Below are 13425 nucleotides of genomic sequence, written 5' to 3' on the forward strand. Positions count from 1 at the left end.
AGAACTTCCGCGTGAGCAATTTGCCGGGATCGATTTGAATGTCGGTATGACATTGTACGGTCAAGGCGAAGACGGCGGGACCGTTCAAGTTGTGGTTAAAGAGATCAAAGATGATATCGTTATTATCGATTTCAACCATCCTCTTGCAGGGAAAGATTTAATGTTTAGCGTAACTATCAGCAATGTGCGTGATGCATCGGCTGAAGAGGCAATGACAGGAATTCCGGCTGAAAATAAAGTGGATGATAGCGGATGTTGTGGAAGCGGCGGTAATCACGGCTGTGGATGTCACTAATTTTTTAACGGCATCAAACGCTTCTATCGAAGCGTTTAAAACGGCTAATTTACTCAAAGGTTTAGGGGTAAATGCCGTTATTTTCGGAGAGCGGGGGACGGGTAAACTTACCCTCGCCCGTTATATCCTCCCTCATGCACCCATCATTGATGCCAGTCATTTTGATGAGTTACTGGATGCACTTGAGTCCCACAGCGATGTTATTATTCATCGTCTTGATAATGTTGCCAATCTTAAACGTCTTATTGAAACTATCCAAAAAACACGAACACGTGTGATTGCGACCGGTGGTGGGCGATATTCTCAAGACCAGTTGGATGAAATTTTTACGATTCGTCTTGCATTACCGCCGTTATCTGAGCGAAGTGAAGATGTTGCCGTGTTAGTAGATGCTTTTGTAAAAGAAGCAAGTCTTACCCTTGGAAAATCTGAGCCGTTTGATCTCAATGGATTTGTCCCTGATTTGAGTGAAAACGCTATCTCACTTCGACGTCAGGTCTATCTTCATTATCTCTTCGACAGTATTAGCGAAAATGATCTTATGGAGATTATGGAACACTATCTGGAAGAAAAACTCGGCAGTAATAATGACTACAGAGCATTTTTGCATCTGTATGAAGTTCCCCTTATCCGAGCGGGGATTAAGCGGTTTAAATCACAATTACAATTATCTGAGCGGCTCGGACTTAACCGTAATACACTGCGGAAAAAGATTAGCGACCATTCAGGGTATGAATTAGAAATCAAGGAGCATTAATGTCAAAAAAAATTGCGATGATTTTTCCCGGTCAGGGATCACAAAGTATCGGCATGGGAAAATCATTTTATGAGAACAGTGCGTTAGCGCGTGAAATGTTTGAGAAAGCGGGCGAGCGTATCGGCGTCGATTTTACCAAACTTTTATTTGAAGAAAACGCTCAGCTTGATCAAACCGAGTATACTCAACCGGCTATTTTGTTGGTCTCAATGATCGCGTATAAATTGTTTCAAGAAGCTCATCCTAGTGATGCCGTGATGTTCTTGGGTCACTCTTTGGGTGAATTTAGTGCCCTTTGTGCTGCGGGTGCTATCGATTATGTCGATGCGGTGGAGTTGGTTCATAAACGGGGAAAACTGATGAGCGGTGCGTGTGAGAGTATTAATGCCGGTATGATGGCGATTTTGGGGCTAGATGACGCGGTGGTTGAAGAACTTTGTACTAATGCCAACCGTGAGGGGAAACAGGTTTGGCCTGCAAACTACAATCAAGCGGGACAATTGGTCGTAGCAGGGATTAAAGAAGATCTTCAAGCTATGGAGAGCGTCTTCAAAGAAGCAGGTGCTAAACGGGCGTTACTTCTGAATATGTCAATCGCAAGCCATTGTCCACTCCTCTCAAGTGCTATGGATCCGTTGGGTGAAGCGATGGAGGCGATGGTGTGTGAGAACTTTAGTGCTCCAATCGTATCGAATGTGAGTACGGAAAAATACGCAACCAAAGAAGAGGCGTTGAAACTTCTCAAAATTCAACTGATTCAGCCGGTAAAATATAAACAATCGATTGAAGCGATTGCCGGTGAGATCGACATGATGATTGAATTCGGTAACGGTGCCGTGTTGAAGGGGCTGAACAAACGCAACGCTCCTGATGTCGAGACAGTAGGAATTTCGGATATGGATTCACTTGCAAAGGTATGTGAAGCATTCTCATGAAAGTCGCCCTGATTCAATCCTCACCGAAACTCTCTCGTGCAAACCTTGCAGAGGTGTTGAAGCTTGTTGATGACAATAAAGATGCGGACGTTGTCGTTTTTCCGGAACTGTCATTGAGCGGGTATCTACTCCAAGACAAGCTTTATGAGGATGCTTGGAAGATTGAGGAATTGAGTGATTTGGCGCATGCGAGCTTGCAATGCGATATTGTTATCGGTGCGGCATTATGGGATAATAATAACGTCTACAATAGCGCTTTGTATTTTTCACAAGGCGCATTGCTCCATATCCACCATAAAAATCATCTTCCAACGTATGGGATGTTTGAAGAAGGGCGCTATTTTAGGGCAGGTGATGAGATAGCGTCGTTTTCAACTCCGCATGGTAATGCCATTATGGTGATATGTGAAGATGTGTGGCGTGCGGAGAGTATTGCCGCGATTGCCGCATCCGACGCAGAAGTCGTTTATGTACTGGCCGCTTCTCCGGCACGTGATTTTAGCGATGAGGGGATCAGCATTGAATCCCAATGGGATGCCCTTTTAAAATCCACCGCTCTGCTAAGCCACAATTATGTCGTTTTCGTCAATCGAGTCGGATTTGAAGACGGATTGGGATTTTGGGGTGGAAGTCGTGTTATCTCTCCAATGGGAAAAACAGAATACACTTTGTCACTTTTTGAGTCAGAACAAAAAGTGTGTTCTCTCGATGCCCGGTTAAAAAAACTGGGTCGATATTTAGTAAAACATACGTAAGGAAAAAAATGAAAATAGCCATTATGGGCGCTATGCGCGAAGAGATTGAACCGATTTTAGCGGCACTGGGTGATTATACAAGCGAAGAGCATGCCGGAAATATATTTTATTCAGCACACTATGCAGGGCATGAACTTGTCATCGCCTATTCTAAAATCGGTAAAGTGTTTTCAGCGATTACCGCTTCGGTAATGTTAGAGCGTTACGACGCCAAAGCCCTTTTGTTCAGCGGTGTTGCCGGAGGGATCAGCAAAGATTTGAAAATCGGTGATTTGATTATGGCAAGTGCATTGTGTCAGCATGATGTTGATATTACCGCATTTGGTCATCCTGACGGATTTATCCCTGAGAGTTCGGTGATGATTGAGTCTGATGATGATATGCGCTCTCTGGCATCTGAAATCGCGATTGATATGGGTGTTGAACTGTACGAGGGGATCATCGCTACGGGAGATCAGTTTGTTGCATCAGCAGAGCGAAAAGCATGGATTGAAAAAACGTTTAATGCCGATGCGTTAGAGATGGAAGGGGCGAGTGTGGCATGTGTCTGTCATAACTTCGGTGTTCCGTTTTTCGTTCTTCGTGCGATCAGTGACACAGCAGACGGCGAAGCAGGGATGGATTTTGATGCATTCTTGCAAAGCTCGGCACAAGTGAGTGCCAAATTTATTTTAGAGATGGTAAAACGTATTGGCGATTAAACTCAGCAAAAAGATTATGCGTCAAATTGGGCGGACAAATGCGACGTTCGGCCTTATCGAAGAGGGTGATAAGATTCTTGTCGGTCTTAGCGGCGGAAAAGATTCCCTAACGATGGTTCACGCCATGCATGAGCAGCAGCGTCGTGCCCCGTTTAAATTTGAAATTTTAGCCGTGACGGTGACGTACGGGATGGGTGAAGATTTATCCAAACTCAGTGAACACTGTGCCGCACACGGAATCGCTCATAAAATTTACGAAACCAATACATATGAAATTGCCGCTGATAAAATCCGCCAAAACTCCTCGTTTTGCAGTTTTTTTTCCCGTATGCGCCGAGGTGCATTGTACAGTGCTGCGAATGAATACGGATGCAATAAAGTGGCACTCGGTCATCATCTCGATGACACGGCAGAGAGCTTTTTTATGAATTTTATTTACAACGGTCAGATGAGAGCACTCGCTCCGAAATACAAAGCAGGAAACGGGTTAATCGTTATCCGTCCTCTCATCCAATTGCGTGAGCGCCAACTTGCTGCATGTGCACTTGAAAATGAGATGCCGACCATCGGGGATGAAGCGTGTCCGTCGATGCGATTCGATGTGAAAATGCCTCATGCACGCGCATCGATGAAAGTGATGCTAGGAGAGATGGAAGAGAAATATCCCGATCTTTTCGTCTCGATTAATTCGGCATTTGGCCATATCAGCGATGATACCTTTTTTGATCCGGAACGTTTTAACGTTTAAGTTCTCTGTATTCAAGCCGTTTTTGGTCTAAAAAATCGATGACCCGTTTTTGATAAATTTTAGAATCCATATCTTGGGTACACTCTTGTAGCCGCTCAAGGTGCTCGGGTTCAATTTTAAGGGCATAGCGGGGGACCTGTCGAAGTTCTCTAATAACATCTATCAGGAGAGGCTCTTCTCCCATCTGCTTTTTAGAGTGTATGCTTTTTATATACTCTTTGACGGTTAGCAGCAATGCGTCGGCTCGATCGGATTCGGAATAGATTTCAGACGCGATTTTCTCTAACGTCTCTTGATATTGTTGAAGAGATTCTTGGGAGCTGGCGATTAAAACAGCATAGGTTTTAGCACGAAATTCTAGTGAAGAGTGATGATAGACAAACACTTCTCGAAATGTACTGAAAAAGTAGTTTTTAATGCTTCGTAACACCGCTCTCTCCTCCTATTTTTACAAATTATAGCGTAATAACGCAACCGCCTTATGATCGGCTCGACTGAGTGATAGCTCCCTTATCTCTTCCAGCGTAAACCATTCAAATGCCTCATGGCTAAACGTTTCTCTACTGAGATAGAGATCGGCTTCAAGAGTGAAGTGGCTGTAGTGCTGCGTGATATGTCCGATCGGTTTTCCATACACGGTATCTGTCGTTTCATAAAATCCCCATAACCCATGTAAAAACCGATCACTCCGCTGAGAGAGGGCGTAACGCCCAGAGCGTTCATAGATGACGATAGAACGCTCTCGAATAGGCTTTATTTTAGACTTTTTTGGCTCAGGATACAAGTGTGGCTCTGATGTGCCTTTACAGGTTCTCTCAAATGGGCAACGGCTGCAGAGGGGATTTTTAGAGAGGCAGACCAATGAGCCTAGATCCATCATTGCCTGATTGTATTCAAAGGGATGAGAGGGGTCAAAAAGGGTATAGGCGTATTCCCACAACTTCTTTTCATTACGCTCACTCAGAGCAAAATAGCGATAAAGTATCCGTTTGACATTGGCATCGAGAATAGGGAGCGGTTCATGAAAGGCGAATGCGGCAATTGCGTGTGCAGTGGAGCGTCCTATACCGCTTAGCTGCATCAAATCATGGGCATTGTTCGGCAGATTTCCGCCACATTGATGCGCGGCATTATGGAGATTACGCGCGCGCGTGTAGTATCCCAACCCTTCCCACATTTTTAGGACATCATCCTGATGGCTTTGGGCTACCGCTGAGAGAGTTGGGAACCGTTCCAAAAACGGGAAATAAAACCGCTCTAACACGGTTTTAACCTGCGTTTGCTGAAGCATAATCTCACTGATATAGATGTGATAGGGATCGTTAGTTGTGCGCCAAGGAAGATCATGGCGACCATGGGTCTCATACCAATGCAATAGTGATTGTTGAGGGGTAAGTTTCATGGCGATATTATATAATGGCACTATTAAGAAGGGTTTTATGGTAACGGTCAATGCGATAAGTTCAGATACAATCGAAATTAAAGGGTCGAAATTCATCGCTTTTTTAATGCCGATGGCAATGTATGAAGAACAAATGGCATCTCTACGCTCCCACCATCCCAAAGCCGTCCATTTTGTCAGTGCTACCCGAAGTCTCAACGAATTTGATCAGATTGTCGAATACAGTGGGGATGACGGTGAACCCAAAGGGACATCGGGGAAACCGACACTGAGTGTTTTACAAGGACATGAGCTAATCAATGCCGCGATCATCACGGTACGCTATTTCGGCGGTACGAAGCTGGGACCCGGAGGATTGGTGCGTGCCTATGCGGAAGTGGCGAATGCGGCGTATTCACAAGCGGAGTTACTGCCGTATGAGAAACTTTTTGAGAAAAGAATTCAATGCGATTATTCACATATCACTTTCGTTGAATATGAGTGTATACAAAACAATGTGCAGATTCTTAATAAAGATTTTGGTGTACATGGTGCAATATTTGAGATACAAGGTACACAAGATCGTTTAGATCGATTATTAAATGTTTTGGGAAGATGTGTAGTATGAAGAGAGCCGTAATATCAAGGGTCGTTCTTTATTCTATAGCGGCTATTGTCGCTTTTGGAATTTATGAGCGTTCGCAGCTACCTGTTGAAACAGATGAAGAATATTGTGAAAGACGCGGTATGGTCAAAATTCATGAGAAATTTTTTAAATACGATGTCTATGAACATGATGAGATGAAACCGATAGTTGATATGTTGACAAAAGAGTGTAACGGTGATAGCTATTGTGAAATAGATCGTGCCTATCAATATGTTCTTAAAATCCCTTATAAAGAGAGTACGGTTAATCGGAACCCTTCAGATGTTATTAATCAAAACGGAGGTGATTGTGATGAGAAGTCATTTTTATTGGCGACGTTACTTTTGCAAAATAAATATCCGTGTCTTTTAGTGACGACAAAAGATCACGGGTTTATTGCTGTTCATCTACCTGATGATAGATCTGTAAAACATCCATCCACCTATTTGATAATAGATGGAAAGAAATACTATTTTGCGGATACAACACTTCTGGAAGGGTATATCGGACAATATAATAATGTTAAAAAAGATGATATCAATGGTGTTTTTGATATGGTTGTAAAAAAAGAGATACCATTAGACCAAATAGAATATCATTTTTTAACAAATTGACCTAAACGTACGATATTATAATAAAGCGTACGTTTGTGATATAATACTTTTATTCAGGAGGTAAATTATGACTATTACACCCTCAAAATTACGAGAAAATCTCTATAATATACTTGATTCTGTGATTGAAACCAAAGAACCGTTGGAAGTGAAACGAAACGGGCAAATTTTGATGATTGTTCCAGAACATAAAAAAAGCCGTCTTAAGGCAATTCAACCTAAAAAAATTACTTCATGCAGTGACGATGAACTCATAAATACGTCTTGGGAGGGTGAATGGAAACCCTTTATTTAGACACCCATATCGTCGTATGGCTTCGGCAGAAAGAGTTGGAGAAATTTTCAAAAAGAGCATTGGATGCGATAGAAAATGCTCACACATTATTGATCTCTCCGATGGTAATGATGGAGTTGAAATATTTGCAAGAGATCGGTCGCCTCACTGATACCCCTTATAATATTTTCGGCGATTTGAATGCGATGATCGATTTGCGAGTGGATGAGGTGGAAATGTTTGACGTTATCAAAAAGAGTCTCTCATTGGAATGGACACGTGATCCGTTTGATCGTCTTATTGTTGCCAATGCTATGGTGCGGGATTATCCGCTGCTTACTAAAGACGAGAAGATTTTGACCCATTTTGATGGGGCATTTTTTGAGTAGGGTTACTCTTTACTCCATAACTTCTCATTGAGCTTCAACTCCTCCACTAATCCGATGGTATTTTGAAGTGTATTGACGTATTCCATTGCCTGTTTGTAATCGAGCAACGAGGTAAAGACGGCAGGTTCAAACAAATCTTTCCCCGTACCGATGCCGACATGGATATGGTTATGAACGAATGATATAAACAGGGGATGAGAGACTTTTTTCTGAAACTCCACAATACGCTTCATCATTGAGTGGGTGAGGATATAGCGTGCTTCGATGGGATCGTTTCCGTAGACCACAAAATGTTTTTCAAATAATGGATCATCCAGTTGGATTACTTTACCGCGTGAGATATTCATGGATTGAAGCCATCCTCCGATCAGATTGCCAAATGTTTTTTCAGCAAGATCAGGGAGGATGAGTGTTTTAGATTTAAAATGTTTGTTAAACTCGGCGACGAGAAAGAGTCCCCGAAAGAGGGTATGCCACTGCGTACGTCCTTTAGAATCGCGGGTTTGATATTCGGCAAGGACATCGGAGAATTCGAGCGGTACACCGTCGATAGTACCTTTGACATAATCGTTTCCGCTATAGCGGTCGATGGAGTGTTTAAAAAGATCGCTTCGTTCAAATAGATGTTGGGAGACCATGAAATCGGGGTTGTAGAGAAGATGGGGATCGATGGCTCCGATAAGAGGAGTAATAATTTTGGCTTTAAAATCTTTGGCATAGCCACCGGTCATGGAACGGTAGGCTATTGAGGCAATCGCCATAAACCCGATAGCAACACCGATCATCAGCGGATGCAATAAACCGAAGTTTTTCCCCATCCACAGAGCAACGATGATAAAAACGACGACTCCCATGCTTCCATACCATTTAAGATGCGAAACAATCTGTTTTCGATTTATTTCGAGCTCATTAAGAGATGGATAGAGCTCCTTGTAGTAAAAATCGGTCAATTCCGAAACGGATTTCATTGGTTAAAAAGTGCCCCTACATCAACGTTTTGACGCTCAGTAACGGTTATTTCAAAAACAGCGCGTCGTTGTAGATTCATCCATCCAGCGATTAGGTTCGTCGGGAACATCTCGATGGCGTTGTTGAGGTCGGTAACAGCTTGGTTATAGGCACGGCGTGCGGCGGAGATTTGCTCTTCGATTTCACTCAGTGAGCGTTGCAAGTGCATGACGTTTTCATTGGCTTTGAGATCGGGGTAGGCTTCCATTGCGATGTTGATTGCACCGAGTGCAGAGGTGAGTTTGGCATCGAGCGCAATTTTGGCTTCATCGCTGATTCCCGGTTTCATCGCTTGTGCACGGTATTCGGTCACTTTCTCTAGGGTTGATTTTTCGTGTTCCATGTATTGAGAAACCGAAGCGACAAGATTGGGGATGAGGTCGAAGCGTTTTTTGAGGACGGCATCGACTCCGGCAAAGATATTGTCAACTTGATTTTTTTTACCGATTAGGGAGTTGTACATCAAGATGGCGATAAGGGTAAGTATCCCTAAGAGAATCAGAAAAATTTGCATACAGATCCTTCAGTGTTTAATATGATTATTGTATCTTAATTTGAGTATTTAATGTTTTTTTTGGCTATATGGATGTAGATTTTTCAAATACGGAGGTGTGTTATGACCGTCAATTCCTATCTTTTTCAAAGCCCTTATTCTCAACCCTTTCAGGTAGGGCGGCTCGATCCTGTTGTTACTGAAGAGAAGTCTCAAGAACTACAGAAAGAGGAACAGCAGGTACAATCGGAGAGTCAAACACTGTTAGATAAAAAGAAGTCATTCGATCAAACGCAGGCACAGATTAAGTCCTCAGCCCTTTATGCTACGAGTGAGGGATTTGGTATGAGCGCCGATCAGGTAAAAGAGCTTTCAGCCGTATCAAAAGATAGTAAGCGGAGTGATTTGGCTCGTGTGTATTCAAATAGCGGTTAATCTCATTAACAGTAGATTGATATAAAATACAAAGAACTCCGATACACTGTTTAAAAAGGAGTTTCTATGAAGATTTTTTCACTTGCAGTTTTGGCACTTTTTTCACTATCGCCGTTAATAGCGATGGGGGATGAACACCATGACCATGCTTCCTCATCAACCATTGCCGAGCAAACTTTTCATTCCAGCGGAACGGTAAAATCCATTGCCCAAAATCATGAGAGTATCCGTATTTTTCATAACCCTATACCAGAACTCAAATGGCCTGCAATGAATATGCAATTTGACGTGATAGATCATGATCTGACTCATCCGCTGGAAGTAGGGGATAAAGTGGATTTTGAATTTGTCCAAAAAGAGGGCAAGAATATCATCATTAAGATCAAGAAATGAACCGTATTCTGATTTTATTTTTCATAGGGATGATCAGTGCAAGCGGAGAAGAGATAAAAGTTTCTCCTACCTCCCCGAATGCTACGGAGGGGAAAAGTGTTTACACCCTTCCTGCACCTGCCGTTGATGTTGTCGAAGAGGGGTGTGTCCAGAAAGAGGATCAAAATGCCACGGGATATGGAGGTGCGAAATGGTAGTGAAAACCGTTAGTGCCTCGCTAGCGACATTGTTCATCCTTTCGGGATGTTCAACGATTTCTCAAAAAGAGGCATTTGACTCGGTCAATCAGCTCACACTACAGCAGGGGAGCAAAAATCTTCAATGGATCAAAACACCTCAAGAAGCGAAGATCGTTGATGAGAGTGTACGAGTCCTTTTGTCGGAGCCGTTGACACAGGAGAATACTTTGCGGATTATGTTGATTAATAACCGCGCATTACAGCAAAGCTATGAATATATCGGGATAGCTCAGAGCGAGTTGGTGGAAGCGGGATTGATGCGTAATCCACTGCTGGGGTACAGTATCGGACGTGCTAACGGTATCACTACCTCCACGATCAGTGTGGAGGTGGCTTTTTTGGATCTTCTTTGGATCCCATTACGGCGTGAACTGAGCGGATTGGCACTCGAAGAGGCGACTCTCACTATCGGCGATATGGTATTGCAAAGTGCAAGAGATGCAAAGAAGAGTTACATAGAGGCACGAATAGCGGAGGAAAAAGGTGCACTTTTTCGTTCGACTTTAAAATCCCATGAAGCATCACTTCAGCTGGCGGTTCGTCAATATACTGCGGGGAATCTCTCCAAACGGGATATGCTCAAAATTCAAGATAGCTATGAGCATGCCCGTATCGAATCGATTAAGCTCGCACGAGAAAATGCTACGGCGCGAGAGTCCTTGAATAAAATTTTAGGAGTGTATGGGGAACAAACCCATTATACGTTGAGCACAGAACCGCTAACACGTCTTGCGCCTGCAGTTTCAGAACCCGGGTTGGAAAAACATGCGATTATCAACCGTCTCGATATGCGCAGTGCGATGAAATCAGTCGATTACGCCGCAAAGCAGGCAGGGTATAGCGAGAATACACGGCTCTTAGATGAAGTGGAACTGTCCGTTGAAAGTGAAAAAACAACGGGCGAAAAGCGGTTTAATACGTTTGGGATAAAACTTCCCATCCCGCTTTTTGATTTCGGACAGGCTCGGGTGAGTAAGTCGCAGGCCATCTACAACCAAAGCGTTCATCGCCTATATGAAATGGCCGTTAATGTTCGATCAGAGGTGCGCGAGGGGTATGCACACCTTCGATATACGTACGATATAGCACGCTCATACGATGAGGTGATTGTGAAAACCAATCAGCAGATATTAGAAGAGACACAGCTTTTTTATAACGGTATGTTAGACGGTATTTATGAGTTACTGGAAGATCAGCGACGTGCAGGTGAAGCAAAAATAGAAGCGCTTGATGCGCTGGGAGAGTATAAGAGGGCACAAGCCGATTTGGAATATACAATAGGGGGGAAACTTTAATGGGACAGGATAGACGCGATTTTTTAGGTTTGGGTGCGGCATTGATCGCATCCGCAGCCCTGAGTTCTAATCTCAAAGCCTCTGAACATGACCATGGTGCCCATGAAGGGATAAAGCGCCAGCTCACTCTTGTCAAAAATCCGAAAAAGGTTCTCTCACCGGCTACGATTATTACACCCAAAGAGGGAAAAAATTACAATCCCGTCGTAACCCTCAACGGATGGAGTCTCCCGTATGAAATGAAAGAGGGGGTCAAAGAGTTTCGGATCGTCGCTGAACCGGTAGTGCGGGAGTTCGCCCCGGGGATGGTGGTCAACTGCTGGGGGTACAACGGTACCTCTCCGGGACCGACCATCGAAGCGGTGGAGGGGGACCGGGTACGGCTGATCGTGACGAACAAGCTTAGCGAACATACGACGATCCATTGGCATGGCTTGATTCTCCCTAACGGTATGGACGGGGTAGGGGGATTGACACAGGTGCAGATCGCTCCGGGTGAAACGTATGTGTATGAGTTTACCCTTCATCAAAGCGGAACGTTTATGTATCACCCTCATGCCGATGAGATGGTGCAGATGGCGATGGGGTGTATGGGGATGTTTATCGTTCACCCAAAAAACCCGAAAGAGCATAAAGTAGATCGGGATTTTTGTTTTCTCCTTGCCAGCTACGATGTAGCGCCGGGGACCTATACCCCAAACCCTTCCACCATGACCGAGTTTAATATCTGGAGCTTTAACAGCCGTGTTTTTCCCGGTATAGAGACGATGAATGTTCGAGTAGGTGATCGTGTCCGTATCCGTGTCGGAAATCTGACGATGACGAACCATCCGATCCATATGCACGGGCATACGTTTGAAGTGACGTGCACGGACGGGGGATGGGTTCCTAAAAGTGCCCGATGGCCCGAAGCGACGATTGATATCGGTGTGGGACAGGTGAGAGCGTTTGAATTTGTGGCACTTCATGAGGGGGATTGGTCTTTGCATTGCCATAAGTCACATCATACGATGGGACCGATGGGGCATAATGTTCCCAATATGATCGGAGTCAAGCAAGAGGATCTAACCGAAAAAATCAGCGATTTAATGCCGGAGTATATGTACATGCCGATGGGTAAAAACGGGATGGCCGAGATGCAGGATATGGCGGAGATGGGGATGAAAATTCCGGAAAATACTTTGCCGATGATGACCGGACGCGGACCGTTTGGACCGATCGAAATGGGGGGAATGTTTACCCTCGTAAAAGTTCGTAAACATCAACCTAAAGACGATTACACTGATCCGGGGTGGTATGAACATCCCAAAGGGAGCATTGCGTATAAAATCTGATTTAGAGCCGTCTGATACGTTTCCATAGTAAGAGGAAAAGTAATATTCCGATATAGGTGGCCGCCATATCTTTTTGAGGATCCCACGGGTCTCCCTGCATTCCTAAAAAAGCAGTCCCCAGCTCTGCATGGGTTGCTTCGGTCACGACCCATTCGAGTACCTCATATACCCCGGAAACCGCGATTAAAAAAAGAACGGTAACATACAAAGCGATCGGTTTTACTCTCTGAAAAGAAGAAAAAAGTTCATAAAACGGCAAAAAGAGTAAAAAAGCAAATAAAAAATGAATTAAACGGTCGTAATGATTTCGTTCAAATCCGAAATAGTCGGTGATGGGAGAAAAAAACGGCATTTCACTGTAGGTATAATGTGCGCCGATCGCATGTAAAACGAAAAAAAGAAAGAGCATCCAAACACTTTTGTTTGAAAAATTAAAACGGCGATCACTCCAGATTAAGATCGGTAAAGCGGTAAATACGAGGATATTTTCAAGTAACCAATCATCACGATACCACGGGTTAATTGCCAAATAAAACCAAATGGTTATATAGAGAATAAAAAGAGAAAGTTTTAATTTCATAGCTGTATGATAACATAAATATAAGAAAGAGTAATTTTTTTGATTGTGTAGTAAGAGAAGAGGTAAAGGTGGCGCAGCGGACGGGACTCGAACCCGCGACCTCCTGCGTGACAGGCAGGCATTCTAACCAACTGAACTACCGCTGCAACCTAA

The 13425-nt window shown here is 43.8% G+C and carries 20 protein-coding genes and 1 tRNA gene; 15 read left to right on the forward strand and 6 right to left on the reverse strand.

The genetic code is table 11. The annotated features are described in order from the left end of the window. From A2517_RS00135 to A2517_RS00160, 6 genes are all read left to right on the forward strand, one after another. Positions 1-295: peptidylprolyl isomerase (locus A2517_RS00135; protein WP_367187984.1), on the forward strand; the 295-nt coding region annotated here is incomplete at its 5' end. After that, the gene (locus tag A2517_RS00140) at positions 243-1052 is read left to right on the forward strand and encodes a Fis family transcriptional regulator (RefSeq protein ID WP_294893331.1); all 810 of its coding nucleotides are present in this window, start codon (positions 243-245) and stop codon (positions 1050-1052) included. The genes A2517_RS00135 and A2517_RS00140, both read left to right, overlap by 53 nt. Continuing rightward, positions 1052-1987: an ACP S-malonyltransferase gene (fabD, locus tag A2517_RS00145; RefSeq protein WP_294893332.1), complete on the forward strand. Its 936-nt coding sequence runs from the start codon at positions 1052-1054 to the stop codon at positions 1985-1987. The genes A2517_RS00140 and fabD overlap by 1 nt, the downstream gene beginning before the upstream one ends. Beyond that, positions 1984-2742, forward strand: coding sequence for a nitrilase-related carbon-nitrogen hydrolase (locus tag A2517_RS00150; protein WP_294893334.1), 759 nt, complete (start codon positions 1984-1986; stop codon positions 2740-2742). Before fabD ends, A2517_RS00150 begins: the two co-directional genes overlap by 4 nt. 8 nt (positions 2743-2750) lie before the next feature. Then, positions 2751-3443 carry a 5'-methylthioadenosine/adenosylhomocysteine nucleosidase gene (locus A2517_RS00155; protein WP_294893336.1) on the forward strand — a complete coding sequence of 231 codons (693 nt, stop codon included), beginning with the start codon at positions 2751-2753 and terminating at the stop codon, positions 3441-3443. 16 nt (positions 3444-3459) lie between these two features. Beyond that, positions 3460-4191, forward strand: coding sequence for an ATP-binding protein (locus tag A2517_RS00160; protein WP_294893357.1), 732 nt, complete (start codon positions 3460-3462; stop codon positions 4189-4191). Here the strand turns inward: A2517_RS00160 and A2517_RS00165 are convergent. Next, positions 4181-4621 (reverse strand): hypothetical protein, encoded by a 441-nt coding sequence (locus tag A2517_RS00165; RefSeq protein ID WP_294893337.1) that lies wholly within the window; start codon positions 4619-4621, stop codon positions 4181-4183. The genes A2517_RS00160 and A2517_RS00165 overlap by 11 nt on opposite strands. Positions 4622-4639: 18 nt before the next feature. Continuing rightward, entirely contained in the window at positions 4640-5593 is a 954-nt protein-coding gene (gene mutY, locus A2517_RS00170; RefSeq protein WP_294893339.1) for an A/G-specific adenine glycosylase, read from the reverse strand. A gap of 37 nt (positions 5594-5630) precedes the next feature. On the opposite strand from mutY, the gene A2517_RS00175 reads away from it, so the two are divergent. The 4 genes from A2517_RS00175 (at position 5631) to A2517_RS00190 (ending at position 7495) form a co-directional block, all read left to right on the forward strand. Next, positions 5631-6200: a YigZ family protein gene (locus tag A2517_RS00175; protein ID WP_294893358.1), complete on the forward strand. Its 570-nt coding sequence runs from the start codon at positions 5631-5633 to the stop codon at positions 6198-6200. Continuing rightward, positions 6197-6832 carry a hypothetical protein gene (locus tag A2517_RS00180; protein ID WP_294893340.1) on the forward strand — a complete coding sequence of 212 codons (636 nt, stop codon included), beginning with the start codon at positions 6197-6199 and terminating at the stop codon, positions 6830-6832. The genes A2517_RS00175 and A2517_RS00180 overlap by 4 nt, the downstream gene beginning before the upstream one ends. 67 nt (positions 6833-6899) lie before the next feature. Then, positions 6900-7127: a hypothetical protein gene (locus tag A2517_RS00185; protein WP_294893342.1), complete on the forward strand. Its 228-nt coding sequence runs from the start codon at positions 6900-6902 to the stop codon at positions 7125-7127. Continuing rightward, positions 7109-7495 (forward strand): PIN domain-containing protein, encoded by a 387-nt coding sequence (locus A2517_RS00190; protein WP_294893343.1) that lies wholly within the window; start codon positions 7109-7111, stop codon positions 7493-7495. The genes A2517_RS00185 and A2517_RS00190 overlap by 19 nt, the downstream gene beginning before the upstream one ends. A 2-nt stretch (positions 7496-7497) precedes the next feature. Here A2517_RS00190 and A2517_RS00195 read toward each other — a convergent pair whose 3' ends face one another. Then, the gene (locus A2517_RS00195; RefSeq protein ID WP_294893344.1) at positions 7498-8463 is read right to left on the reverse strand and encodes a DUF3137 domain-containing protein; all 966 of its coding nucleotides are present in this window, start codon (positions 8461-8463) and stop codon (positions 7498-7500) included. Further along, the gene (locus tag A2517_RS00200; protein ID WP_294893345.1) at positions 8460-9017 is read right to left on the reverse strand and encodes a LemA family protein; all 558 of its coding nucleotides are present in this window, start codon (positions 9015-9017) and stop codon (positions 8460-8462) included. The genes A2517_RS00195 and A2517_RS00200 overlap by 4 nt, the downstream gene beginning before the upstream one ends. 102 nt (positions 9018-9119) lie before the next feature. Here A2517_RS00200 and A2517_RS00205 point away from each other — a divergent pair, with 102 nt between their 5' ends. The 5 genes from A2517_RS00205 (at position 9120) to A2517_RS00225 (ending at position 12692) form a co-directional block, all read left to right on the forward strand. Further along, positions 9120-9431 carry a hypothetical protein gene (locus A2517_RS00205; protein ID WP_294893346.1) on the forward strand — a complete coding sequence of 104 codons (312 nt, stop codon included), beginning with the start codon at positions 9120-9122 and terminating at the stop codon, positions 9429-9431. Between the two features lie 66 nt (positions 9432-9497). After that, positions 9498-9824 carry a copper-binding protein gene (locus tag A2517_RS00210; RefSeq protein ID WP_294893347.1) on the forward strand — a complete coding sequence of 109 codons (327 nt, stop codon included), beginning with the start codon at positions 9498-9500 and terminating at the stop codon, positions 9822-9824. Beyond that, on the forward strand, positions 9821-10021 hold the full coding sequence (locus A2517_RS00215; RefSeq protein ID WP_294893348.1) for a hypothetical protein: 201 nt from the start codon (positions 9821-9823) through the stop codon (positions 10019-10021). Before A2517_RS00210 ends, A2517_RS00215 begins: the two co-directional genes overlap by 4 nt. Continuing rightward, the gene (locus A2517_RS00220; protein WP_294893349.1) at positions 10015-11358 is read left to right on the forward strand and encodes a TolC family protein; all 1344 of its coding nucleotides are present in this window, start codon (positions 10015-10017) and stop codon (positions 11356-11358) included. The genes A2517_RS00215 and A2517_RS00220 overlap by 7 nt, the downstream gene beginning before the upstream one ends. Next, complete coding sequence (locus A2517_RS00225; protein ID WP_294893350.1) at positions 11358-12692, forward strand: copper oxidase; 1335 nt, start codon at positions 11358-11360, stop codon at positions 12690-12692. Before A2517_RS00220 ends, A2517_RS00225 begins: the two co-directional genes overlap by 1 nt. Before the next feature lies 1 nt (position 12693). Here the strand turns inward: A2517_RS00225 and A2517_RS00230 are convergent, their stop codons facing one another. Continuing rightward, entirely contained in the window at positions 12694-13272 is a 579-nt protein-coding gene (locus tag A2517_RS00230; RefSeq protein ID WP_294893351.1) for a DUF2238 domain-containing protein, read from the reverse strand. Between the two features lie 69 nt (positions 13273-13341). Further along, positions 13342-13418: transfer RNA gene (locus A2517_RS00235), tRNA-Asp, on the reverse strand. Positions 13419-13425 lie beyond the last annotated feature (7 nt).

Origin of the sequence: Sulfuricurvum sp. RIFOXYD12_FULL_44_77 (assembly GCF_001830725.1) — a bacterium.
GTDB lineage: Bacteria > Campylobacterota > Campylobacteria > Campylobacterales > Sulfurimonadaceae > Sulfuricurvum > Sulfuricurvum kujiense_A.

Excerpts from the sequence above, each read along its gene's own strand:
- A2517_RS00140 (WP_294893331.1), top strand. The coding sequence starts at position 243 with ATGATAGCGGATGTTGTGGAAGCGGCGGTAATCACGGCTGTGGATGTC.
- fabD (WP_294893332.1), top strand. The coding sequence starts at position 1,052 with ATGTCAAAAAAAATTGCGATGATTTTTCCCGGTCAGGGATCACAAAGT.
- A2517_RS00150 (WP_294893334.1), top strand. The coding sequence starts at position 1,984 with ATGAAAGTCGCCCTGATTCAATCCTCACCGAAACTCTCTCGTGCAAAC.
- A2517_RS00155 (WP_294893336.1), top strand. The coding sequence starts at position 2,751 with ATGAAAATAGCCATTATGGGCGCTATGCGCGAAGAGATTGAACCGATT.
- A2517_RS00160 (WP_294893357.1), top strand. The coding sequence starts at position 3,460 with ATGCGTCAAATTGGGCGGACAAATGCGACGTTCGGCCTTATCGAAGAG.
- mutY (WP_294893339.1), bottom strand. The coding sequence starts at position 5,593 with ATGAAACTTACCCCTCAACAATCACTATTGCATTGGTATGAGACCCAT.
- A2517_RS00175 (WP_294893358.1), top strand. The coding sequence starts at position 5,631 with ATGGTAACGGTCAATGCGATAAGTTCAGATACAATCGAAATTAAAGGG.
- A2517_RS00180 (WP_294893340.1), top strand. The coding sequence starts at position 6,197 with ATGAAGAGAGCCGTAATATCAAGGGTCGTTCTTTATTCTATAGCGGCT.
- A2517_RS00185 (WP_294893342.1), top strand. The coding sequence starts at position 6,900 with ATGACTATTACACCCTCAAAATTACGAGAAAATCTCTATAATATACTT.
- A2517_RS00190 (WP_294893343.1), top strand. The coding sequence starts at position 7,109 with ATGGAAACCCTTTATTTAGACACCCATATCGTCGTATGGCTTCGGCAG.
- A2517_RS00195 (WP_294893344.1), bottom strand. The coding sequence starts at position 8,463 with ATGAAATCCGTTTCGGAATTGACCGATTTTTACTACAAGGAGCTCTAT.
- A2517_RS00200 (WP_294893345.1), bottom strand. The coding sequence starts at position 9,017 with ATGCAAATTTTTCTGATTCTCTTAGGGATACTTACCCTTATCGCCATC.
- A2517_RS00205 (WP_294893346.1), top strand. The coding sequence starts at position 9,120 with ATGACCGTCAATTCCTATCTTTTTCAAAGCCCTTATTCTCAACCCTTT.
- A2517_RS00210 (WP_294893347.1), top strand. The coding sequence starts at position 9,498 with ATGAAGATTTTTTCACTTGCAGTTTTGGCACTTTTTTCACTATCGCCG.
- A2517_RS00215 (WP_294893348.1), top strand. The coding sequence starts at position 9,821 with ATGAACCGTATTCTGATTTTATTTTTCATAGGGATGATCAGTGCAAGC.
- A2517_RS00220 (WP_294893349.1), top strand. The coding sequence starts at position 10,015 with ATGGTAGTGAAAACCGTTAGTGCCTCGCTAGCGACATTGTTCATCCTT.
- A2517_RS00225 (WP_294893350.1), top strand. The coding sequence starts at position 11,358 with ATGGGACAGGATAGACGCGATTTTTTAGGTTTGGGTGCGGCATTGATC.
- A2517_RS00230 (WP_294893351.1), bottom strand. The coding sequence starts at position 13,272 with ATGAAATTAAAACTTTCTCTTTTTATTCTCTATATAACCATTTGGTTT.